Genomic DNA, 21,449 nt, shown 5'->3' with positions numbered 1-21,449 from the left:
ACATTTTATGAAAAAAGATAGAGAGATGATCCGGTCAAAAATCAATATTCCAGATATGGAGGGTCAGACTGACAGGGGGTTGGGAAAATGGAAAAAAACCGGAGCGTGAGGGGAACTCCCACTGAAGCGGGCGGGGGACGTTTCCGGAAACAGGGATGGAGACGGTACTTCAGCCGGAAATGGTTCCTGCTCGTGCTGCTGACCTCTTTCCTCCTGGTGGCGGGGGGCTGTTCGGTCATCATGGTGTCGGCCAAAGCCATGCCACTGGACCGGCTCAACCAGATCGATGTGGCCTCCACCGTCTATGACGCAAAGGGCAACGCAGTGGCCAAACTGGGCTCCACCAACAAGGAATATGTCGAGATGAAGGACGTGAAGTCCCGGGAACTGATCGAGAAGACCTTCATTGCGGTGGAAGACCGCCGCTTTTATGAACATCACGGAGTCGATTTCCGCAGTCTCATCCGGGCGGCGGTGGTCAATCTCAGGGAAGGGCGGAAAGCGCAAGGCGGCGGAACGATCACAATGCAAGTGGCCCGCAATGTCATACTGGAAAACAAAAACAAAACCTACGTCCGGAAACTGGAGGAAGTCGCCGTCGCCTGGAACCTGGAGCGGAAATACAGCAAAGAAGAGATCCTGGAGGCTTACCTCAACTTTATTTACTTCGGCAATGACGTTCAGGGGATCCAGATGGCATCCAAGATCTACTTCGGGAAGGATTTGACCCAAGAGCGGTTGGAACCTCAAGAGGCGGCCTTGCTGGCGGCCCTTCCGAAGGCACCGTCGGCCTACAATCCGTATCTCCATCAGGAAAAAGCCAAGGAGCGGCGGGATTTGGTTCTGGGGTTGATGGCGGACCAGGGCGTCATTTCCCATGCGGAAGAAAAGAAATACCGCGGGATGGAGCTGGGGGTCGACCGGAAGTATCTGAGAAAATACACAAAACAGGAACGATACACCCCTTACAAACACTACCTGATGGAGGAAGCCGAGGAGCTGTTCGGCATTTCCGAAGCGGAACTGGCCACGGGAGGATACAAGGTTTACACTCACATGGTTCCCCAGGCCCAGCGGGCCATGGAGAAGGCTTTTGACAATGATGCTTTGTTTCAAAATCAAAAAGAACTGGATGGCGGGGCGACCATGGTCAACCCCCGGACCGGGGGGTTGGTCGCCATCGCCGGAGGGCGCGAGTACAAGGGGCAGGGTTATATGCTGAGGTCCAAGGAGGAAGACCGGCAACCCGGATCGGCCATCAAACCGATCACCGTTTATGCCCCCGCGGTCCAGGAGAAGGGATACGACGAATACACCCCCGTGCCCGATCCGCCCGGCTTTCACATCGACGACTGGAAACCGAAAAACTACCAGGACCGTTATTTCGGTCGTGTTCCCTTGAAAGAGGTGCTGGCCAAATCGCTCAACGTGGCCACCGCCTGGCTGCTGAAAAACGAAGTCGGATTGGACACGGCCGCCGACTATGCCACCCGAATGGGGTTGGAACTGAAGGAAAAAGACCGCTCTTCCTATGCTGCTTTGGCCCTCGGGGGACTCACCGAGGGGGTCAATACCGTGGAAATGGCCCAGGCGTATTCCGCCTTCGCCAACCACGGCAAGATGACTGAGGCCCACGCGATCAAAAAGATCACCACCGCCTCCGGCGACCGGGAATGGTTGGCGGAGGAGAGCATTGAAAAAGATCAGCGGGTCCTCACCAAAAAAACCGCTTGGTATTTAACCCGGATGATGCACTACAATGTGCGGCAGGGCACCGCTGCCAATGCCGCCCTCCCCGACGGCCGGGACGTGGCCGGCAAAACGGGAACCACCCAGGACAGCAAAGAGGCGTGGTTTGTCGGTTACACCAAGGAATATGTGATGTCCGCCATGGTGTTCAATCAGAAGGACGGCAGTGTCAAGCTGTCCGGGGGGGAATACCCAGCGAAAATTTTCCGTGCGGTCATGTCGGAAGCCTTGCGGGGAACCCCGGTCAGCCGGTTTGCCAACCCCGGGGTTCCGGAACCCGAGCCTCCATTCCAGTTGAAACCGGTCAAACTGTCCGGATCTTATGACCGTCAGGAACAGGCTGTCCGGCTGAAGTGGAACGATTACGCGGACCGGTTGAAGTACCGGGTCGAACGTTCCGAAAACGGGGAGAACTGGCAAGTGATCGGGGAGACGCGGGAGGGTTCCTTTACCGACGGCAGTATTCAGCTTCCCCGGCCGGGTGAAGGGGACGATCCCCTCGACCGGATCTTCGGGGGGAAGAAAAAGACATACACCTACCGGGTGATCGCCATCGACACCGAAGAAAACGAGGAGGCGGAACCGTCCAACACCGTCACACTCGAACTCCGTCCTCCGAAACAAAAACCGGAAGAACCGGGAAATCCGGAAGGAGGAGATGAAGGAGGACCGGGGGGAGACGATGGGGGGGACCAGCTGGGAGACCCGCTCGGTGATCAAACCGGAGACCGGCCCGGAGACCAGACCGGGGATCGGCCGGGAGATCAGACCGGGGACCAGACGGGAAATGACCAAAGCGGCGATGACGACCCCTTCTTCCCTGACGGCGGCGACCGGGAAGCGGGAGGAGGGAATTAACACCTGCGGGTGTTCCGAAAAAGAGGCTTTTCTTTTTCTCTCCCTTTTCTTATTTCCGCATATGCCCGGATGGTTGAACAAAAACTATCCGAAAACGGGGAAAAGGAGAAGATCCCATGAAAAAGGAGATCCAGAACAGTCCGCAGCAGAGAAAGAAGGAACGGGAGCGAAAAGAAACCCGTGAACCGAACCCCCGCCCGGGGTACGGAGACAAGAAGCTGGAAGGTCCCGACCGGCCTTCCACCTGAGCGACAAGGCCCATCCGATATTCGGATGGGCCTTCTTCTTGAGCGGGCGAAGAGACAGGTTCTAACCCCGGTGTTGTCCCAATAGACTGTTTGTACAAGGGACGAGTCAGAGGCCGGGGAGGGGTTTGTACCTTGGTTTTGCATGAACGTTGGTTTACTTCTTGTCGTGTCGGCTTTACTTACATCGGTACGGTCGTCGGTGCGGGATTTGCATCCGGACAAGAGATCATGCAGTTTTTCACGGTGAACGGATTGGGAGGGGTTTGGTCCATTCTGCTGGTGACAGCCTTGTTTTCGTGGCTTGGGATCCGGATGATGGTGATGGGGGCCCGCCTCAGGGCCAACTCTTACGAAGAATTCAACAACTTCCTGTTCGGGATCCGCTGGGGTCGGTGGATGAACGGGTTCGTCGGACTGATTCTTTTCGGGGTGACGACGGCGATGATGTCCGGAACGGGGTCGCTCTTCCGGGAGCAGTTGGGTCTTTCCTTCCATTTCGGAGTCATCGTCACCTCATTGATCGCATTCCTGGTGATCCTCCGGGGGATGGAGGGAATCCTCGATGTCAATGCCCTGGTGGTTCCCTGTATGTTCGCCTTCACCGTGGTGGTGGGGGTGCAGGGGTTGACGGGACCCGGGATCGACGGCTTCCTGGCCATGAAAAGCTTGGAAGGGACCAAACACTGGACCGTTTCGGCCATTACCTATGCGGCGTTCAACCTGGCCATGTCCCAGGCGGTTCTGGTTCCCATGGGCGGGGAGATCAAGGATGAAAAGACGCTTCGCTTCGGTGGGATTCTGGGCGGAGTGGGATTGGGCCTGATGCTTCTGGCCACCAATTTTGCCCTTGCGCTGAAAACACCCCAGGTGTTTGATCTGGAAATTCCGATCGCGCTGGTGATTTCCAGCCTGGGAGAAGGGATGAAATACTTCTTCCTTGCCGTGATGTGGGGGGAGATCTTCACCACCTTGATCGGCAACGTCTACGGTCTGGCCGCCAACCTGCAGCCGGTGGTGCCGCTTCGGCTCAACACGCTGATGGGAGCCATCTTCATTCTGGGGTATCTGTGTTCCCTGATCGGGTTTCCGGTTTTCGTCGGTTTGATTTATCCCTTTTTTGGCTATTGCGGCCTGGTTTTGATCCTGCTCCTGGCTGTCCGGAAGTATCCCCGTCAATCTTGAACGCTTCGTTTCCCGGCTTGGATTGGATCCGCTTTCGATTAAAATAGAGGAAACTCCCATTCAAAGGAGGAGAATCGGTTGAAACTCAAAGACGCGATACGGACACGAAGAAGTGTGGGAAAAGTCAGTGAAGACATGCCGGATCTCCATCTGGTCGAAAAAGTGCTGGAAGCGGCCCGTTGGGCGCCCAATCACCACATGACCCAGCCCTGGAAATTCTATGTGTTGCTCGGGAAAGCACGGAACCGCCTGGGGGAGGTTCTGGCGGAGATTCAGGGAGAAGGGATGAGGGAAGAGGAGAAAAGCCTCTCCGCTGAGCGCTTGGAACGGGCGCGGAATAAGCCCCTCAGGGTTCCGGTGGTGATCGCGGTCGCCGTGACCCCTTCCATGGATCCGAAGGTGGAAGAGATCGAAGAAATCTGTGCGGTGGCGGCGGGGGTGCAAAACGCTCTGTTGACCGCCCATGCGCTTGGGCTGGGGGCCATCTGGCGTACGGGAAAACCCACCTATCATCCCCGGATGAAAGAGTTCTTCCATCTGGGGGAACGGGACCATCTGCTGGGCTTTTTGTATGTCGGTTATCCTTCGATCCTGCCGAAAGAACGGAAGCGAGCTCCCCTGAAATACAAAGTGGAGTGGTGGGACCAGTAAGGCCCTCGTTTGTGGGTTTCGGAGGGGAACAGGAACGTATGGACAGACCGGACAAAGAAGTACTTGAGAGGGGGAGGAACAGATGACCCTGGTCCTGATCATCATCACCGCTTATTTGATCGGTTCCCTGCCCATTCCGGCCCTGCTCCGGTGGCGGCGGGTTCCGCTGGGCGTCCCCCCTGCGGGGGTTTACCGGTTTCGAAACCTTCGGGAAGCCCTTGTGCTGATCGGACTTCAAATGGGCAAAGGGATTCTGGCCACCCTGGTCGGCCTGATGTTCCAAAGTTGGACCGGAGCGGCTTTTGCAGCCGCGGCGGTGGTGTTGGGGGATCTGTTTCCGATCTTTCACCGGTCCGGGGATGGCAGAGGGGTGGCGGTTGCCGCCGGGGCGCTGGTCATCCTGAGTCCTCTGTTGATTCTCTCGGGAGCGGTGATTTATCTGGTCACCCTGCTCGTCACCCGCTATCTTTCCGTTTCCGCGGTTTTGGCGGCGTTGGGAGTGATGATGCTTTCCCTTGTCTTTTTTCCGAAGTTCTATGTCGTTCTGGTGGTCTTTTTTGCCGGCGGATTGGTCTTGATCCGGCACCGGCGGATTCTGGGGAGCTGGCGGAAAGGGGCGGAAATGCCCCTTCGCTGGCGTCGTTTTCGACGCTGGAAGTAATTGAATACAGGCAGGGGCAACCACCTTCCTTGTGAAGCTTCCGAACGGTTTTACCCTTGGCCGTTGCCGGTTGTATTCGGAGCGGACAGTGCCTGCATCTTGCAGGACAGCAGCCGGAGCGGCTTTGGGAAAATGCTGCCGCTTACTTTTTCACAACACTTCCAGGCGAGACTTGTGCTCTGTGAGTACAACCGGAGCGTGGCAACACACGATCTTAAGGTTCAAATACTCACTTTCACTTTGTATCCGCAGAATTTCCGGATGTTCAACACACCGCAGTCGAAGATCAGGTACTGTCCTTTGACTCCGATCAGACGACCCTTGATCCGGTTTTCTTTATCCAGGTTCAAGGGTTTGATTTTTTCCGGTATTTTCTTCTGCGGGTATTGAAAAGTGCAGACTTCCCGCCGGTCGTCGAAAAAATCCCTGTACCGTGCGGGAATGCGGCTCATGAGGGAACTTCTCACATCCGACAGATCCTTGTCGGCAATTTCGTTTTTCAGCATCCGGCGCCAGTTGGTTTTATCTTTGATGGTTTGGGCGAGGTGGACTTCAATCTCACCTGCGGTTTTGCGGTCGGGTACTTCGGCGATTGGGACGGCAGCCACCGCTCCTTGATCGATCCACCGGTTGATTTGGTTGGTTTTGCGTGTGATGCCCACCTTGACGTCGTCGCTTAAGGCGAGATAGACCACGTGGGGCTGCATACAGTGGGTTTCCCCGAACGAAGGATCCCGGCAGGTTCCCTTATGATAATGACATTGGTGGGGTTTGACGATGCAAAGGTCGTTTTCCGCCCGGTCTCGGAAACAGGGATAACATGAGCCGCCGTTATAGGTTTTTTTTATGGGACGGCCGCAATATATACAGGCTTTTTCCCCGGTAAAATCGATCCGGATCTCCTCGCCCAGAAGTCCGTTGAGAGGGAGTTCCTCCCCCTCCACCTTGAATCTGTATGTAATGGGGACGGTATGTTGATGTTGGAGGGGCCGGAGATAGCCGTGGAGATTCATAAGCGGTCCTCCTTTCACGGACGTTTTCTCCACTTACCTGTATTTTACCGCTTCCGTGACTGATTGGGGAGGGGATGCAGCAACAGAAGCGGTGGACGTGTCAGGGGCGGGCAAACAAAAATTTTCAGGCGGATGGTGAAACCCGGACGGGATTGATTCCGTTACACTGTGTAGAACAAAAAAGAATCAAAGGGCAAATTGGATAAAATTTATATTTGTGCTTTTATTGATTGACATGTATTTTTATTAAGTTTATAATGGGTTTGGATGATTCGCTAGGTTGTAAATCTTCATCTGTTGCAATTCTCCCCATATATTTCGATAAAATGAGTTTGACCCCCTTGAGACGAAAAGGCCGGCCCATGTGGCCGGCCTTTTCGTCTCAACAAAAATCAGTTGAAAATTTTGAGGAAAAAACGGAGGGTATGGTCCAGCGCCTCGTTCAGTGCATCGGTGGGCCCTCTAAAGGGATGAGTGGCGTTAAAGGTATGTCCGGCTCCCCGAATGAGGATCAGTTGGGAGCGGGGGCAGGCCTCCCGCAGGGCTTCGGCGGATTGCACGGGGACGGAGGGGTCTTCGTCTCCCTGAAGGATCAGGATGGGTTTGTCAAAAGAGCGGAGACGGCGGAGGAGATCGAAGCGCTCCCGGTTGCTTTCGATGTCATCCAGCACTTCCCGGTCGACGGGCATATCCTGACCGGTCCGGGCGTTGGGAATGAACCCTCTTCCCTTTTCCCGGATTTCCCTTTTCAGCTCGTCGGAGAAAAAATCGACCCGGGACACGCTGTTCCAAAGGACGACACCCGCGACCTCCGGGTGATCCAGCGCGAACAGGAGGCTGTTGGCTCCCCCGCGGCTGTGGCCGAGGAGCGCGAAACGTCCGGTGTCCAGTTCGTCCCCGAAAGGAAGTTTCCTTTCTTTCATTTTGCGCACAAGAAATCGGAGATCCTCCTGTTCCCGGCTGAAGGTGTTGCGGGCGAACCGGTTCAGTTCGGAGAAGGTTTCAGGGTCTTCCCCGACGCCGTTCATGGAGAAGTCGAAGGTGACGGCGGCCAGTCCCGATTCAGCCAAAAATCGGCCGGTATGGGGGAAAAAGCCCCAATCTTTGAAGCCTTTAAAGCCGTGGCAAATGATCGCTGCCGGGTGGGGGCCCGGAGAGTCGGGGAGACGAACCTCCCCGCGGATCACGCGGTTCTCTTTGCCCAGGTCCAGCACAAAAGATTCGGATCTCATGTTTTTCGGTGCGAACACTTCGCACCCGTCCCTCCTTTCCAAGGTCTCCTTCCATTATCTCTCCTCCTGCCGCTCTTTGCACCCCCTTTCTCATTTGAACTGTTTCCTGCAATCGGATATAATGGATTTCACAAGTGGATAGGGTGAAAAGGTCTTCCGCCCGGAGCGGAAGTGAAAAGGGAAGCCGGTGAGATTCCGGCGCGGTCCCGCCACTGTGTTTGGGGAGCGAAGCCGCATGCGAGCCACTGTCCCGTCGGGACGGGAAGGCGCGGTGAAGCTAAGATCCATGAGCCAGGAGACCTGCCTTTTCACCGCGACGCTTGCGATCTCCTTCGAGGTAGAGGAGAGCGCCGGTCCGTGATGGGCAATTTTGGTCCAAGCACGGCCACGCCACCCCTTGCCTCCCGGCGACGGGGTTTTTTCTTTTACCTCATGTGCTGTGCTGGAAAATAGAATGAGAACGGGAGAGGATCGACGATGAGAAGCTGGTCACGCTGGATGGTTTTGATCTTGGCTCTGTCGATGCTGTTCACGGTTTCGGGTTGTACATCCGTTCCGGGAGCAAATCAGGAGGCCGATCGGGGACAGGAAAAACAGTCGGCGGGTTTTCCCGTCACACTCAAGGATGATACCGGTAAACAGGTGAAGGTAAAAAAGAAGCCCGAACGAATTGTTTCCCTGATTCCAAGCATGACGGAAACCGTTTACGCTGTCGGAGCGGGAGACCGGGTCGTCGGAGTGACCACCCATGACAATTATCCCGAAGAGGTCAAAAAAGTGGAAAAAGTGGGCGATATGAAAATTAACCCGGAAAAAGTGGTTTCCCTCAAGCCGGATTTGGTCCTGGCTTCCACCGGATTAAACGGGGAAGAAACGATTGAGAAACTGCGCAAACTGGGACTGACCGTCATTGCCTACGAACCGAAGGACCTGAAAGGCGTTTACAAACAAATCGAAGCGGTGGGAAAAGCCACGGGCAACGAAAAACGGGCTTCCGAATGGATCAAAAAAATGGAGCAGGAAAAAGAAACGGCGGAAAAGATCGCCTCCCAAGTGCCCGAAAAGAAACGGGCCAAAGTGTGGGTGGAGGTTTCCCCCGATCTGTTCACCGCTGGGAACCACACGTTCATGAATGAGTTGATCATTCTGGCGGGAGGAGAGAACGTCGCCAACGGACAGGAAGGATGGGTGCAGGTTTCGGAAGAGAAAGTGGTGAAGTGGAACCCGGATGTCATCCTGTACACCCATTCGGAGAAAAAGGAAAAGATCGCCTCCCGCGACGGTTGGAAGAACATCCGGGCGGTCAAGGAGGATCGGATTGAGCATCTGAACACCGATATCGTCAGCCGTCCCGGTCCCCGAATTACGAAGGGACTCCTTCACATTACCAAAGCGATTTATCCGAAAGAATATGCCCGGACGGTACAATGAAGCAAGCGGATTGGTTGATCCGGCTGATTCCCTGGACGGGATCCCTGACCCTGTTGCTCATGTTGGCCATGGGAGCCGCGGTGTCCTGGGGGAGTGCCGATCTGGGCTGGATCGATGTGTGGAGAGTGGTGGCTTCCCGATTGACGGGTAGCCCCCCCGCTGACCCGGCAGCAGATGCCATTGTGTGGCATATTCGGCTGCCCCGGGTGATATTGGCCGCCATGGTGGGCGCGGCGTTGGCGGGGGCGGGAGTGGTTTTTCAGGGGCTCTTGCGAAATCCGCTGGCCGACCCCTATATCCTGGGCGTTTCCTCCGGTGCCGCCTTGGGAGCGGCCCTTGCCATCTTCGCCGGACTGGGGGTTTCGCTTTTCAGAGAATGGACGGTTCCCGTGTGGGCCTTTGCCTTTGCCTCCGTTGCCCTTTTGTTCGTCCTGGGCTTGGGGGGGCGAGCCATGCGGACGGAGACATTGATTCTCTCCGGTGTCGTGGTTCAGGCTTTCTTCGGGGCGATGCTTACCTTCGTGATCGCCGTCTCCTCTGCGGAAGAGATGCAAAGAATCCAATACTGGATCATGGGCAGTGTCGCATTGCGGGAATGGCACCATACCTGTGCGATTCTCCCCTTTCTTTTGGGGGGATTAACCGTGGTTTGGCTGATGTCCCGCCCGCTGAATCTTTTCACTCTCGGGGAGCGTTCCGCCGGCCACCTGGGGATCGCTGTCCGCCGCACCCGGACGGTTTTACTCCTCGCCGCCACCCTGATGACGTCCGCCGCCGTTGCTGTTTCGGGAACGATCGGCTTTGTCGGGCTGGTCATCCCCCATATGATGCGAAGGTTGGCGGGTCCCGACCACCGGGCTCTGATTCCCGTCTCCGTTTTGGCCGGGGCGATCTTTCTGGTGGCATCCGACACCCTGGCCCGGATGGTGATGGAGCCGAGGGAACTTCCGATCGGCGTGGTGACGGCTTTGGTTGGAGCCCCCTTTTTTGCCTGGCAACTGAAGCGAAGCATCCGGTTTGGCGGATAGGTGGGAGACCGGTGCCGGAAGGGAGGGAAGCGACATGCTGAAGGCCCGGAATCTGTGGAAAGCCTATCGTTCCCGACACGTGCTCCGGGGTCTGGGAGTTTCCGTTGCCCCCGGGGAAATGGTGGGGGTGATCGGTCCCAACGGGAGCGGAAAAACGACGCTGATCCGCCTGTTATCCGGGGAAGAGCGGCCGGATCGGGGGACGGTCTTCCTTGACGGGGAGCCGATTTCCAAGTGGAGTGGAAGGGAGAGAGCCGCCCGGTTGGCCGTCCTGCCCCAGGAAGGTCTCCCTTCCGTCCCCTTCACCGTGGAGGAAGTGGTTTCCATGGGGCGACATCCCCACCAAAGCTTCTGGCCCTGGGCGGGAAGCACGGATCGGGAATCGGTGGAACGTGCGCTCTCCCGGAGCGGACTCGCAAGGGACCGAACCCGACGGGTGGATCGGCTGAGCGGAGGGGAACGCCAGCGTGTGGCCATCGCCAAGGCAATGGCTCAGGAACCGAAGGTTTTACTCCTGGATGAGCCGACGACCTATCTGGACATCGCCCACCAACAAACCATCCTTGACCGGATCCAACAGTGGCAACGGGAGGAGGGACTGGCTGTTTTGGTGGTCCTTCATGACCTCAATTTGGCGTCCCAATACTGCGATCGGCTGCTTTTGATGAAAGAAGGGGCCCGATGGGCGGAAGGGCCGCCGGAGAAAGTCCTGACCCCCTCCCGCCTGCGGGAAGTCTACGGCGTGGAGCCGGTGCTCACCCGCCATCCGGTCACCGGAGTCCCTCAGGTCCTTCCGGCCCCCGGAAACCAAAATCCTTCCCGGGGAGCGGGGGCCCCCGTGTCAGTCGAGTTGTAAAAACGGTATACTGGAAACAAGGGGGAATGAGGATGAAGCTCTATACCCGGACCGGTGACGCCGGAAAAACGAGTGTGGTGGGCGGACGGGTGGATAAGGACGATATCCGTGTGGAAGCCTACGGTACCACCGACGAGGTGAATGCTTTCGTCAGCGAAGCCATCTCCCGGATGGATCCATCCAAGCATGCCGACATGATCCGGGACTTGACGGAAATTCAGCATGAATTGTTCGATGCCGGAGGCGACCTCGCCCAGGCGGGGAAAAAGCGGGACTATCAAGTGACCGCGGAAATGGTGAGCCGCCTGGAGGAATGGATCGATCGATACAACGGGGAAGCCCCGGAGATCAAGCGATTCATCCTGCCGGGTGGAAATGCTCTCTCTTCCGCTCTCCACATCTGCCGGGTGCTGACGAGACGGGCGGAACGGCGGGTGGTCACTCTTTCCCGGGATCAGGAGACCAATGAAGAGGTTCGCCGTTACCTGAACCGTCTCTCCGATTTTTTCTTCGCGATCGCGCGGGCGGTCAACGCCAGGGAAGGAATCAAGGACGTGGAGTATAAGCGAAGCGGGGACGTCTTCCGGTAATCCCTTCCTTTTGGTTATACTGAAAAAGGACGAAGACACGGGAGGAATCCGGTTATGGCTTTGAAAATGTATCAGTATCCCCGCTGCGGAACCTGCCGCAAAGCGATCAAGTACCTTCAGGAAAAGAACATCCCCTTTGAGGATCGGCATATTGTCGATGATCCTCCGAGCCGGGCGGAGCTGGAAGAGCTGGTCCGGAAAAGCGGGTTGCCGGTTCGGAAATTTTTCAACACCAGCGGCAAGAAATATCGCGAACTGGGGTTGAAAGACCGTCTGAAAGAGATGAGCGAAGAGGAGATGCTCGATCTCCTTTCCTCCGACGGGATGCTGATCAAGCGGCCCATCGTGACCGACGGGGAGAAAGTAACCGTCGGATTCAAGGAAGAGACCTTTGACGATACCTGGGCAAAGTAAAAAGATTTCCCCACAGAACCCTCACCGGAGGGTTCTTTTCCGTATTCAACAGGAGGCCGGGGAAGACCCTCTCCTTCCTTTGCCGGCTCTCGCGGAATCCCGGAGGATGGATATCCGGCAGTTGTCTATTTCTGTTTTCGTATGTTGAGGGGAAACGGAAACAGAATAGAGGGAAGGAGGAATGATCGATATGATGGTTATCAACCAACCGGCTGCCGCTCCCCCCAAAACCGCCGCTCAGTATGTCGTGGAACAACTGGCGGCCTGGGGTTGCCGTACCATCTACGGGGTGGCGGGTGACGCGATTCTTTACTTCCTGGATGCGGTTGCTGGACAGACGGAGATCCGTTACATCAACTGCCGACTGGAAACGACGGCGGCCCTGATGGCTTCGGCTGAAGCCAAACTGACGGGTCGGCTGGCGGTCTGCACGGCCACCAGCGGCCCCGGAATTGCCAGCCTGCTGAACGGACTGGGGGACGCTTCCCAGGATCAGGCTCCCGTTCTGGCCATCACCGGACAAGTGGAGCGGAAGGACATCGGCACCGGAGTCAAGCAGGAGATTAACCAGCAGCAGTTGATTCACCCCATGGCGGTTTATTCCGCTCTGACCGCCGATGCCCGAGCGTTGCCGGTTCAATTGAACCTGGCCATGAAGAAGGCGTTCTCCATGGGTGGCGTGGCCCATCTGGCCGTTCCCAAGGAGGTTTGGATGGAGGCGGTGGATGCCCCTTTGTATCCTCTAATGCCCGCCCGGCCGACTCCCGCCCCCGGGAAAAGCGAGACGGATGTCGCGGTTTCCCTGTTGAACGGTTGTTCCCGCCCGGTCATCCTGGCGGGCCGGGGGGTCAAGGACGCACAGCAGGAGCTTCTGACACTTGCGGAAAAGCTGGGAGCCCCCATTATGACCACCCTTCCGGCCCGTTCATCCGTTCCCAATGATCACCGGCTGTACATCGGGGGGTTGGGACAATCCGGCAGCGATATCGCCTCGGATTTACTGAAAGAAGCGGATCTCTGCCTGATCCTCGGAGCCACATGGTGGCCGGAAGATTACGTTCCCAAAGGCATCCCCATTGTTCAGGTGGATGCCGCTTTCGAAAACATCGGAGGAACCATGCCCGTGACCGCCTCGGTGGTGGGGGATATGGCGAAGACGTTGCCCCCGTTGACCCGGGGAATCGCGGACTCGAACCGATGGGACTGGCTCCGACAGGTGCAGGATCGAAAAACGGAATGGAAGGCCCAAATCGAAGTGGAAGCCCATCTGGATACCCGGCCCGTCGCCCCTCAGCGGGTCGTTTCCGCCCTTCAGCGGACGGTGGCCCCGGATGTCATCCTGACGTTGGATGTGGGGGATCTTGTGCTTTGGTTCAACCGGATTTTTCAGGCGGACCGGCAGGAGATCCTGATTTCGGGGCGCTGGCGCACCCTGGGTTTCGGCCTTCCCGCGGCGATGGCAGCCCGGCTGGCCGAACCGAACCGTCAGGTGGTGGCCCTGGTCGGGGACGGAGGGTTTGGGACCACCCTGGCGGATCTGGCGACGGCGGTTGCTTATGAATTGCCCATCACCATCGTCCTCATAAACAATGCTTCCTACGCCATGGAACGGAATCGGATGATCCAGGCGGGTCTTCACACCTTGGGCAGTCGACCCAACAACCCCGACTTTGCCGCCATGGCCAACGCTTTCGGAGCGGAAGGGGTTCAGGTGAAGACGACGGATCAGCTGGAGCCCGCCCTGAGAAAGGCCCTCGTTTCCGAAAAGGTGACCCTGGTGGATGTGCTCTGCGACGACCCGATCGTTCCCCATACCAAAATATAAAAAAAGGAAAAAACGGTTTTTATGGGGAAGTATATCGGTAACAGACAGAGAGTCAGAGATTAAGGAAAGCGGGGAGCAGCATATGTGTGGACGTTTCACCTTAACCGTCGGCTTGGGGGAAATCAAGGAACGGTTCCTTGTGGACGAGGTCAGCTCAATGGAGTCGATGGATCATTTGCCCCGCTACAATATCGCACCGACCCAATCCCTTCCGATCGTGGTGAGGGAGGGAGCGGTACGAAAATTGGTATCGATGCGCTGGGGATTGATCCCCCGCTGGGCAACGGATCCCTCCATCGGCAACCGACTCATCAACGCCCGCAGCGAGACCCTGACCCAGAAACCCGCCTTTCGTCGTTCCTTCCAGCGCCACCGTTGCTTGGTACCGGCAGACAGCTTTTATGAATGGATGAAGAAAGAATCCGGCGGGAAGCAGCCGATGCGGATCACGGTGGAAGACGGCGGGTTGTTCGCATTTGCCGGTCTGTGGGACCGGTGGACGGGTCCCGAAGGGGAGGCGGTCTATTCCTTCACCATTATCACCACCCGGCCCAATGAAAAAGTCCGGGAGGTTCACAACCGGATGCCCGCCATTCTGCACCGGTCGGTGGAAGATCTCTGGCTGGACCCGGATGTCCGGGATCCGGCGGTTCTGCAACCGGTGCTGGAGCCCTATGAGGCGGAAGACATCCGGATCTACCCGGTTTCCCGGATCGTCAATTCACCGAAAAACGATCGGCCTGAATGCATCCGACCCATCGCCTGAGAAACCCATCTTGAAACAAGAGAGACGTCCAAAGTTTGGACGTCTCTTTAGTGTCTGTTATTCCGCTGTCAGTTCCCTGTTTGTTGGATCCGGCCTTCGATTTCCGCTGAAAAAGGCTGCGGAAGCTGACCGATGTATTCCACCAAAGCATCCAGGTCCACAGGGCCGACCACCTGGTCCGTCGCTTCGGTGAAGACGCTGAAGTGGTCCCCGCCGGCTGCGATAAAGCTGTTGGCCGTTACCGTATAGCGGGTGTCGGGTTCAATCGGGGTGCCGTCGGCCTTTTTCAAATCGACGATCCGGTCGCCCGCTGGCCGGGATGCATCCCAGGTATGGGTCAATCCCGAAACCTGCAGCATCCGGGTACGTCCATCCTGCCACTGTTGATTCAGCAACCGCTCGATCTGTTCCCCGGTCAGGGTCATGGTCACCAGGTTATTGTTGAAAGGTTGGACGGTGTAAAGATCCCCCCAGGTGACTGTGCCCGCTTCGATGTCGGAACGGATCCCGCCGGGGTTCATAAAGGCGAAGTCCGTTCCCGTCTTCCAGCGCTGGGCGTCGGCGATCAAATTACCCAGGGCGGATTCCCCGGCCGGAGATGGATCCCGGATGATGGTTTCAGCCGCTTGACCGATTTCCCGGTTGATGATGGGGGCGACCTCTTCCTCGTATTTTTCCACCATCGCCCGGACCTCAGCATCCGGTTCGATGCCGTCATGCCACGTGTTCACGATTTCCGCGCTCTTTTCGACCACATCGCCCGTGCGACGGTCCAGAACCAGGTCGATGTCGGAAAACGCGGTTCCGTAGCTGTAGGACTGGACCAGCAGTTTTCCTCCGACGTTGCCGTTTAAGCCGGAGTGGCTGTGGCCGGCAATGACGACATCCACCTCATCGTCGAGATTCCGGGTGATGTCCACAATCGGTCCGTCCATCTCTCCGGTCTGTTGATCCTGGAACGCTCCCTCATGGGCCAGGACAACGATCGCTTGAACCCCTTTGGCTTTCAGTTTGTCCACTTCCCGGTTGATGGCGTCCGACGCGTCGGTGAACTTCACCCCTTTTACCCCGGAGGGGGTGACGATATTTGGGGTGTCCGTGGTGGCGATTCCAATAAAGCCGACGGGGATTCCCTGAACTTTTTTGATCAGGTGGGGCGGAAGCACGGGTTTGCCCGATTCCTCCCAGACCACGTTGGCCACGGTATAGGGGAAGTCGGCTCCCTCGAAATCGCCGGTTGCTTCGTGTTCCCCGCCGTGGATCAAGCGGAGCATTTCCTGAACGCCTTCGTCAAATTCGTGATTGCCGACGGTTCCTGCATCGAATTCCATGTGATTCATGAATTCGATGGTCGGTTCGTCCTGCAACAGGGCCGACACGGGCGCGCTCGCCCCCACCATGTCCCCCGCATGAACCGTCCAGCTGTTTTTAACGGAGGCTTCCCTTTCCTTCAGGTAGGAGGCCAGATAATCCGCCCTTCCGGCTTTCGCGTCGCCGATTTTACGGTCCACATTCAGTTGACCGTGGAAGTCGTTGATACCCAGCAATTGAAGTTGAACCTGATGCCCCTTCGCTTTCCCCTGCGCACCGGTTTCCGCGGTCCAAAAGGGGGTGGCTGCCAGGGCCGTGGACAAAAGGGTTGTCAGCCCGATCCGTTTCCACCTTTTCATGTGCGGTCTCTCCTTCTTCTCTCCCGTTTACAATGAAAGCTTAAAACTCCCCTTTAAAAAAAGGGTTGAACCGCTGTTAATCTTTTGACAAAAATCCGTATAACCCTTCCCGGGAATCGGAAAATCCCACCACAAAAATCCGTGTGTGATCATTTGGACCTCGAACAGGTAAGTCTCCGGAAGGCCTAATTGAGAATCATTCCCACATTAAATTTAATCCAATTTAGTATTGACTTCTATTACATAAATGTTATTTTAGTATTGGGCCAAGTCACCGGAAGGTTTATTTCCCGGTGTGCTTGGGAACATTAAAAAAGTGGATGAAGAGCCACTATATTTCAAGGAGGAAGGGATACCATGGCAACGCGTTTGGTAGGACTGCCTGCACCGGATTTCGAAATGAACAGTACGAAGAACTTGGAGACGCTGGATGAAAAAGTGAAGCTCTCCGACTATGAAGGCAAATGGTTGATCCTGTTCTTCTATCCGAAGGACTTCACTTTTGTCTGCCCGACGGAGATCACGGCCCTTTCCGACCGTTATGAGGAATTCCAGGACTTGGACTGTGACATCCTGGGTGTCAGCACCGACACCGAATTTGTACACCGTGCCTGGATCAATACGCCCCGGGACACCGGCGGGATCGGGCAAATCAAATATCCCCTGGGTGCGGACCCGACCCATCGCGTCAGCCGGGATTACGGGGTTCTGATCGAGGAAGAAGGCGTTGCTCAGCGCGGCCTGTTCATCATCGATCCCGAAGGCATCGTCCGTTACCAAGTGGTCACCGACGAAAATGTGGGCCGGAGTGTGGACGAAACCCTGCGGGTTCTGCAGGCCCTGCAAACCGGCGGCCTGTGCCCCTCCGACTGGAAACCGGGTGAAAAAACCCTTTAATCGAGTCAGCAAGGGCCTAACGATCCCGTTAGGCCCTTTTTAACACACAGCGGCTCAGGAGGGATGATGATTCGGTAACGGGTTTGAAAGAGGGTCCGGTCCGGTTTTGCGAAGCGACTGTTGCCATCCTGCCCGGCGGAGAAGGTGCAGGGAGGGCGTTCAGGGGGGGATGCTCTGTCCGACTGTAAGATCCGGACCGGACAGAATCATTTCATTGCCGGGTGGCCAACGGTCGCGTGGTGAAAACACGATCGCCCACCCGAATATGAAGGATCAACACGCTTGAGTCCGAATATCGTGTGACGATCGGAACATACTAGTCTGGAAACCATAGCTTTCCCGCAGGAGGTTGAAAGTCATGGCATTGCGTTTACGTACGGAAATGCCCGAACTGAAAGGTGCGACCGAGTGGGTCAACGGGGAGGTCAGTAAAGAAGACCTGCAGGGAAAACCGGTCCTGGTCCACTTCTGGTCGATCAGTTGCGGGCTGTGCAAGAAAAGCATGCCGGATGTCCTGAAGATCCGGGACGAATACCGGGACAAAGGGCTTCAGGTGATTGGCATCCACATGCCGCGTTCCGAGAAGGATACGGAAACGGGACCGGTGAAAGAAGCCATCGAGAAATACGAATTGACCCATCCTCAGGCCATCGACAATCAGCACAGCATTGTGGATTCTTTTGAAAACGAGTTTGTGCCTGCATACTATCTCTTTGATGAAGAAGGGCAGCTGCGTCACCGTTCCGCCGGTGAAAAGGCTTTGAAAATGATGGAACGTCCGCTCGAGCGGGTATTGGGGAATAACGATTAAGCGGAGGGATTTCGATGAACCTGCCCAAGGAATTGAAGTACAGCGAAGAACACGAATGGGTTAAGCAGGAAGGGGACAATAAAGTCCGGGTCGGCATTACCGATTTCGCTCAGGATGAATTGGGGGATATTGTCTTCGTCGAACTGCCGGAAGTGGGGGATGAACTGGAATTCAACTCCCCCTTCGGAAGCGTCGAATCCGTCAAAACCGTCTCCGAACTCTATGCGCCGGTCAGCGGTAAAGTGGTGGAAGTCAACGAGGAATTGGACGACTCCCCCGAAAAAGTGAACGAGTCCCCCTATGAAGACGGCTGGATGATCGTCGTCGAAATGACCGACCCTGCCGACCTCGACAAACTGATGGATGCGGACAAGTACGAGTCGATGGTGTCGGAATGAAGCAAAACTCCGGTATCCCCTCCGGGTGCCGGAGTTTTGCTGTTTTTTTCTTTCCGGCAGGATTCAGGGAAATGAGTTTAGGGGAATTCCTGTGTGGTAAAATAGATCATAAGTTCATCAAAAGAGGGGTGTCGGAGATCGTTCCCAAAAAACGAGAGGAGGCGGAGGGGACGATGGGATTTTGTTGTGGGGCCTGTATGGTGGGAGCCGTCGGAACATTGAGACAGGGTTCCACCTTGGTTCATAATGTCCCTCTGCTGTATTGTCCGATATGCCATGAGGTGGAGGTCCATCATTCGGTGCAGGACGAATTTGAACTTCTCATGGAATATGCCCGGGGAGACGGTGCCCGTGAAGTGAACCTGAGTGAATTCATCGAGGGCAAGGGGGAAGACTGGAAAGAAACTTGTACCGGCTTCCAGGACGGTGAGCCGGAAACGGTCCTCCGGGAGCAGATTGATATGGCCCTGGACCTCTTGCGCGTCGCGAGACAGCTGGAAGACGGTGAATGGGAAAGCGCCTTGAAACACCGTCTGCACGTATTGGGTAAACGGCTGGCCCGCTACCGGAAAGCCAAAACGAATCGGTAAAGAAAGACCCCCATATTCCGGGGGATTTTTTAATATTGGGACGAACTCAAAACCGGGGTTTGGAATCGGAGGGGTTCCACCGGACAAGCCGTCCCGCAGGCTTTTCGAGTCATGGAGGAAAGAGACTTTAACCAATCTGTAGAAGCGTTGTGATTTATGGTTAGGCTCAGAACAAGGGAAGCGCTTACTCGAAATAGCGACTTTGCTGTTCTGCCCAGCGGAGAATCAGCCAGCAAGGGCGTTTAGGGGCAAAAGCTTCTCTGTGTTGCATCCGCAGGCGTTTGCCCCTGCCCGCAGCAGGATGATTCGGAGCGGACAGTGTATACATCCCTGCAGGACAGCAACCGGAGCGGCTTCGGGTAAATGCTGCCGCTCACTTTGTCACGATACTTGTAGTATCATGTTGGTAAAAGACGTCTGGGCCAAAAAAGGAGGATTTTTTGTGCGTATTCTCATGGTTGGAGCCGGGGCCGTCGGTGGCTATTTCGGCGGCCGGTTGTTGGAAAAGGGAGAGGATGTGACGTTTTTCGTACGTCCCCGTCGCGAGCAGCAACTCCGGGAAGGGGGATTGGTGATTCGAAGCATCCACGGAAACTTCCAAACCCCCGTTTGCACCCTGACTCCCGGCGGGGAAGCGGAAGCTTTCGACCTCGCGGTGCTGGCGGTGAAGGCTTATCACCTGGATCGCATTTTGGAGGATGTTCGCCCCTATATCGGATCGGAGACCATGGTTCTCCCCCTGTTGAACGGCTTGACCCATCTGGACAAGCTGGATGAAGCTTTCTCTCCGGACCAAGTCCTGGGTGGACTCTGCTTTATCGAAACCACGCTCACTGCTCAGGGGGAGATTGAACAGTACAGCGACCGGCATGATTTGATGTTCGGGGAGCGGGACGGGTCGGTTTCCGACCGAATCCGCCGGCTGGAGAAGACCCTGAACGGCGCCCGCATGAATGCGGTTCGGAGCGACAATATCCTGATGGAGATGTGGAAAAAATATCTCTTCATCTCCACCTTCAGCGGAATCACGTCCCTGATGAACAGCGCCATCGGCCCCATCCTGGAGACGGAATACGGAAGCGGCATCACCCGTCGCCTCCTGGACGAGATTGCGGCTTGCGCCCGCCACCGGGAACCGTCTTTGAATGATACGCTGGTCGACGGGGTATTCAAGGTGGTTTCGTCTTTGGCCCCGCAGATGAAGTCGTCCATGCTCAGGGACATTGAAAAGGGTTCTCCCGTGGAAGCGGATCATCTCCACGGAGAACTTCTCCGCATGGCCGGGGACCGCGAGGATCTCCCTTTGCTCCGGACGGTTTATACTTTTCTCAAAACCTATGAGGCCAACCGGCTCAAGGAAACAAAAGCCGCTTTATAACCCAAAGAGGGGAACCCACCGTGATGGATTCCCCTCTTTTGTCGATTATCGTCTTTTCAGTTGATGGTTGATCTGTTTCGCTTTGGACATCGCGGTGGAATCTCTCAGGATATCCCCCGGGTTGTTGGCGATTCCGATGATGTAATCGATAAAATCCATTCCCATAAACTCAAAGATCCAATAAAACTGTTGGATCATCGGAAAGGCTTTGACATGGGGTTCGTCCCCCCCTGTGATCACCACCATTGTTTCCTTTTCACTCATCCGGTCTTTAAAAGTCATGTCCGCGTAGTAGGTGGACCAGCGGTCGATGAAGTTTTTGAGGTTGCCCGGCATTCCGTACCAGTACATCGGCGTTGCGAACAGGATGAGATCATGAAGGAGCATCTGACGGACCAGGTCGGCATGGTCATCCTGAATCGGTTGAAAACCCTCCGGGTCGTGACGGTGGTCCCGGAACGGTTCGATGTGATAGTCGTTCAGGTAAATCTTTGTGCAATCCAACCCCTCCAACACGACGTCGGCCAACAGTTCCGAGTTTCCCTGCCGCCGCGTACTGCCGTACAAGGCCAGTATTCGCATGCTTTCTACCAACCTTTCCTTACAAACTGACATCCGTTCCGTTCAGGCCGCTCTCAACTATCATATCGGAACGGAGAAAGATTGGCGAGGGTTCGGGGCGGAAGGAATCACCGGGAAGCGCACTTTCGGTTCCGGTTTTTTCGATCGGGACTTGGTTTTCTCTTTTCCCGAAGAAAAAGATAGCCCGTGAAAACCGCCGCTGTGATAGGGTTTAGAAGCGTTGTGATTGAATGTTCGTTTCGAGAAAAGGGGAAGCGTTTACCCAAAATAGCGACTTGTGCTATGTGAGTGCATAGTGAGACCGGGGAGCGCAAGCGACCCAGGCGAGACTTGTGCTCTGTGAGTGCAGCCGGAGCGGCTTTGGGTAAATGCTGCCGCTCACTTTTTCACAATCCTTCTAGTACTGCTTTGAGTCTTGAAGGATGAATCCTCGGATTTGTCGAAAGATGTCTCCGAGGTGGTAGATCATGGATTCCAAACGTATTCCAAAAGCGATTCGTCAACCCGTCCCGGAACTGATGGATTTCCTGAAGCCCTATCGTGAAGTTTTTAGCCGGGAGGAACCCCGGCAAACCCTTGAACGTTATGTCACCGGTCTTCTGAGTGATCTTCCGCGTAA

The 21,449-nt window shown here is 56.0% G+C and carries 21 protein-coding genes and 1 riboswitch; of the genes, 17 read left to right on the top strand and 4 right to left on the bottom strand.

The features are described 5' to 3' along the window. The first annotated feature begins 87 nt into the window (after positions 1 to 87). The 5 genes from C8P63_RS16890 (at position 88) to C8P63_RS16875 (ending at position 5,349) form a co-directional block, all read left to right on the top strand. Positions 88 to 2,607, top strand: a complete 2,520-nt coding sequence (locus C8P63_RS16890) for a transglycosylase domain-containing protein (RefSeq protein WP_108026099.1) — start codon at positions 88 to 90, stop codon at positions 2,605 to 2,607. A 116-nt stretch (positions 2,608 to 2,723) separates the two neighbouring features. Next, entirely contained in the window at positions 2,724 to 2,855 is a 132-nt protein-coding gene (locus C8P63_RS19830; protein WP_281258740.1) for a hypothetical protein, read from the top strand. Positions 2,856 to 2,987: 132 nt separating this feature from the next. Continuing rightward, the gene (locus C8P63_RS16885; RefSeq protein ID WP_108026097.1) at positions 2,988 to 4,037 is read left to right on the top strand and encodes a YkvI family membrane protein; all 1,050 of its coding nucleotides are present in this window, start codon (positions 2,988 to 2,990) and stop codon (positions 4,035 to 4,037) included. 78 nt (positions 4,038 to 4,115) lie between these two features. After that, positions 4,116 to 4,688, top strand: a complete 573-nt coding sequence (locus C8P63_RS16880; protein ID WP_108026095.1) for a nitroreductase family protein — start codon at positions 4,116 to 4,118, stop codon at positions 4,686 to 4,688. Between the two features lie 82 nt (positions 4,689 to 4,770). Next, positions 4,771 to 5,349 (top strand): glycerol-3-phosphate acyltransferase, encoded by a 579-nt coding sequence (locus C8P63_RS16875; RefSeq protein ID WP_108026093.1) that lies wholly within the window; start codon positions 4,771 to 4,773, stop codon positions 5,347 to 5,349. Between the two features lie 221 nt (positions 5,350 to 5,570). Here C8P63_RS16875 and C8P63_RS16870 read toward each other — a convergent pair whose 3' ends face one another. Next, a complete protein-coding gene (locus C8P63_RS16870; protein ID WP_108026091.1) occupies positions 5,571 to 6,362 on the bottom strand; it encodes a DUF2797 domain-containing protein in 792 nt (263 codons plus the stop codon). Between the two features lie 392 nt (positions 6,363 to 6,754). Then, positions 6,755 to 7,612, bottom strand: coding sequence for an alpha/beta hydrolase family protein (locus C8P63_RS16865; RefSeq protein ID WP_108026089.1), 858 nt, complete (start codon positions 7,610 to 7,612; stop codon positions 6,755 to 6,757). 114 nt (positions 7,613 to 7,726) lie between these two features. Further along, positions 7,727 to 7,916: riboswitch (cobalamin riboswitch) on the top strand. Positions 7,917 to 8,071: 155 nt separating this feature from the next. On the opposite strand from C8P63_RS16865, the gene C8P63_RS16860 reads away from it, so the two are divergent. The 7 genes from C8P63_RS16860 (at position 8,072) to C8P63_RS16830 (ending at position 14,504) form a co-directional block, all read left to right on the top strand. Beyond that, positions 8,072 to 9,025, top strand: a complete 954-nt coding sequence (locus C8P63_RS16860; RefSeq protein WP_108026088.1) for an ABC transporter substrate-binding protein — start codon at positions 8,072 to 8,074, stop codon at positions 9,023 to 9,025. Beyond that, complete coding sequence (locus tag C8P63_RS16855; RefSeq protein WP_108026086.1) at positions 9,022 to 10,053, top strand: FecCD family ABC transporter permease; 1,032 nt, start codon at positions 9,022 to 9,024, stop codon at positions 10,051 to 10,053. The genes C8P63_RS16860 and C8P63_RS16855 overlap by 4 nt, the downstream gene beginning before the upstream one ends. Positions 10,054 to 10,087: 34 nt before the next feature. Next, on the top strand, positions 10,088 to 10,909 hold the full coding sequence (locus C8P63_RS16850; protein WP_108026084.1) for a heme ABC transporter ATP-binding protein: 822 nt from the start codon (positions 10,088 to 10,090) through the stop codon (positions 10,907 to 10,909). 32 nt (positions 10,910 to 10,941) lie between these two features. Then, positions 10,942 to 11,499: a cob(I)yrinic acid a,c-diamide adenosyltransferase gene (locus tag C8P63_RS16845; protein WP_108026082.1), complete on the top strand. Its 558-nt coding sequence runs from the start codon at positions 10,942 to 10,944 to the stop codon at positions 11,497 to 11,499. Between the two features lie 54 nt (positions 11,500 to 11,553). Then, the gene (locus C8P63_RS16840; RefSeq protein ID WP_108026080.1) at positions 11,554 to 11,913 is read left to right on the top strand and encodes an arsenate reductase family protein; all 360 of its coding nucleotides are present in this window, start codon (positions 11,554 to 11,556) and stop codon (positions 11,911 to 11,913) included. Between the two features lie 190 nt (positions 11,914 to 12,103). Beyond that, positions 12,104 to 13,738 carry a thiamine pyrophosphate-binding protein gene (locus tag C8P63_RS16835; RefSeq protein ID WP_170109731.1) on the top strand — a complete coding sequence of 545 codons (1,635 nt, stop codon included), beginning with the start codon at positions 12,104 to 12,106 and terminating at the stop codon, positions 13,736 to 13,738. Between the two features lie 82 nt (positions 13,739 to 13,820). After that, on the top strand, positions 13,821 to 14,504 hold the full coding sequence (locus tag C8P63_RS16830) for an SOS response-associated peptidase (RefSeq protein ID WP_108026076.1): 684 nt from the start codon (positions 13,821 to 13,823) through the stop codon (positions 14,502 to 14,504). Positions 14,505 to 14,572: 68 nt separating this feature from the next. On the opposite strand, the gene C8P63_RS16825 is transcribed toward C8P63_RS16830, so the two are convergent. After that, on the bottom strand, positions 14,573 to 16,174 hold the full coding sequence (locus C8P63_RS16825) for a bifunctional metallophosphatase/5'-nucleotidase (protein WP_108026074.1): 1,602 nt from the start codon (positions 16,172 to 16,174) through the stop codon (positions 14,573 to 14,575). A 357-nt stretch (positions 16,175 to 16,531) separates the two neighbouring features. On the opposite strand from C8P63_RS16825, the gene C8P63_RS16820 reads away from it, so the two are divergent. The 5 genes from C8P63_RS16820 (at position 16,532) to C8P63_RS16800 (ending at position 20,248) form a co-directional block, all read left to right on the top strand. After that, entirely contained in the window at positions 16,532 to 17,071 is a 540-nt protein-coding gene (locus C8P63_RS16820; RefSeq protein WP_108026072.1) for a peroxiredoxin, read from the top strand. Between the two features lie 358 nt (positions 17,072 to 17,429). Further along, positions 17,430 to 17,882, top strand: coding sequence for a redoxin family protein (locus tag C8P63_RS16815; protein ID WP_281258739.1), 453 nt, complete (start codon positions 17,430 to 17,432; stop codon positions 17,880 to 17,882). A gap of 14 nt (positions 17,883 to 17,896) precedes the next feature. Further along, complete coding sequence (gcvH, locus tag C8P63_RS16810) at positions 17,897 to 18,280, top strand: glycine cleavage system protein GcvH (RefSeq protein ID WP_108026070.1); 384 nt, start codon at positions 17,897 to 17,899, stop codon at positions 18,278 to 18,280. Positions 18,281 to 18,453: 173 nt separating this feature from the next. Further along, the gene (locus C8P63_RS16805) at positions 18,454 to 18,870 is read left to right on the top strand and encodes a hypothetical protein (RefSeq protein ID WP_108026114.1); all 417 of its coding nucleotides are present in this window, start codon (positions 18,454 to 18,456) and stop codon (positions 18,868 to 18,870) included. Positions 18,871 to 19,312: 442 nt separating this feature from the next. Beyond that, positions 19,313 to 20,248 (top strand): ketopantoate reductase family protein, encoded by a 936-nt coding sequence (locus C8P63_RS16800; protein ID WP_108026068.1) that lies wholly within the window; start codon positions 19,313 to 19,315, stop codon positions 20,246 to 20,248. Positions 20,249 to 20,293: 45 nt separating this feature from the next. On the opposite strand, the gene C8P63_RS16795 is transcribed toward C8P63_RS16800, so the two are convergent. Beyond that, entirely contained in the window at positions 20,294 to 20,830 is a 537-nt protein-coding gene (locus C8P63_RS16795; protein ID WP_108026066.1) for a flavodoxin family protein, read from the bottom strand. Between the last annotated feature and the right edge of the window lie 619 nt (positions 20,831 to 21,449).

The sequence above is a fragment of the Melghirimyces profundicolus genome (genome assembly GCF_003054245.1).
In the GTDB taxonomy this organism is placed as follows: Bacteria; Bacillota; Bacilli; order Thermoactinomycetales; family DSM-45169; genus Melghirimyces; species Melghirimyces profundicolus.
The sequence above is the reverse complement of the archived record's forward strand: the minus strand, read 5'-3'. Positions and strand labels throughout refer to the sequence as shown.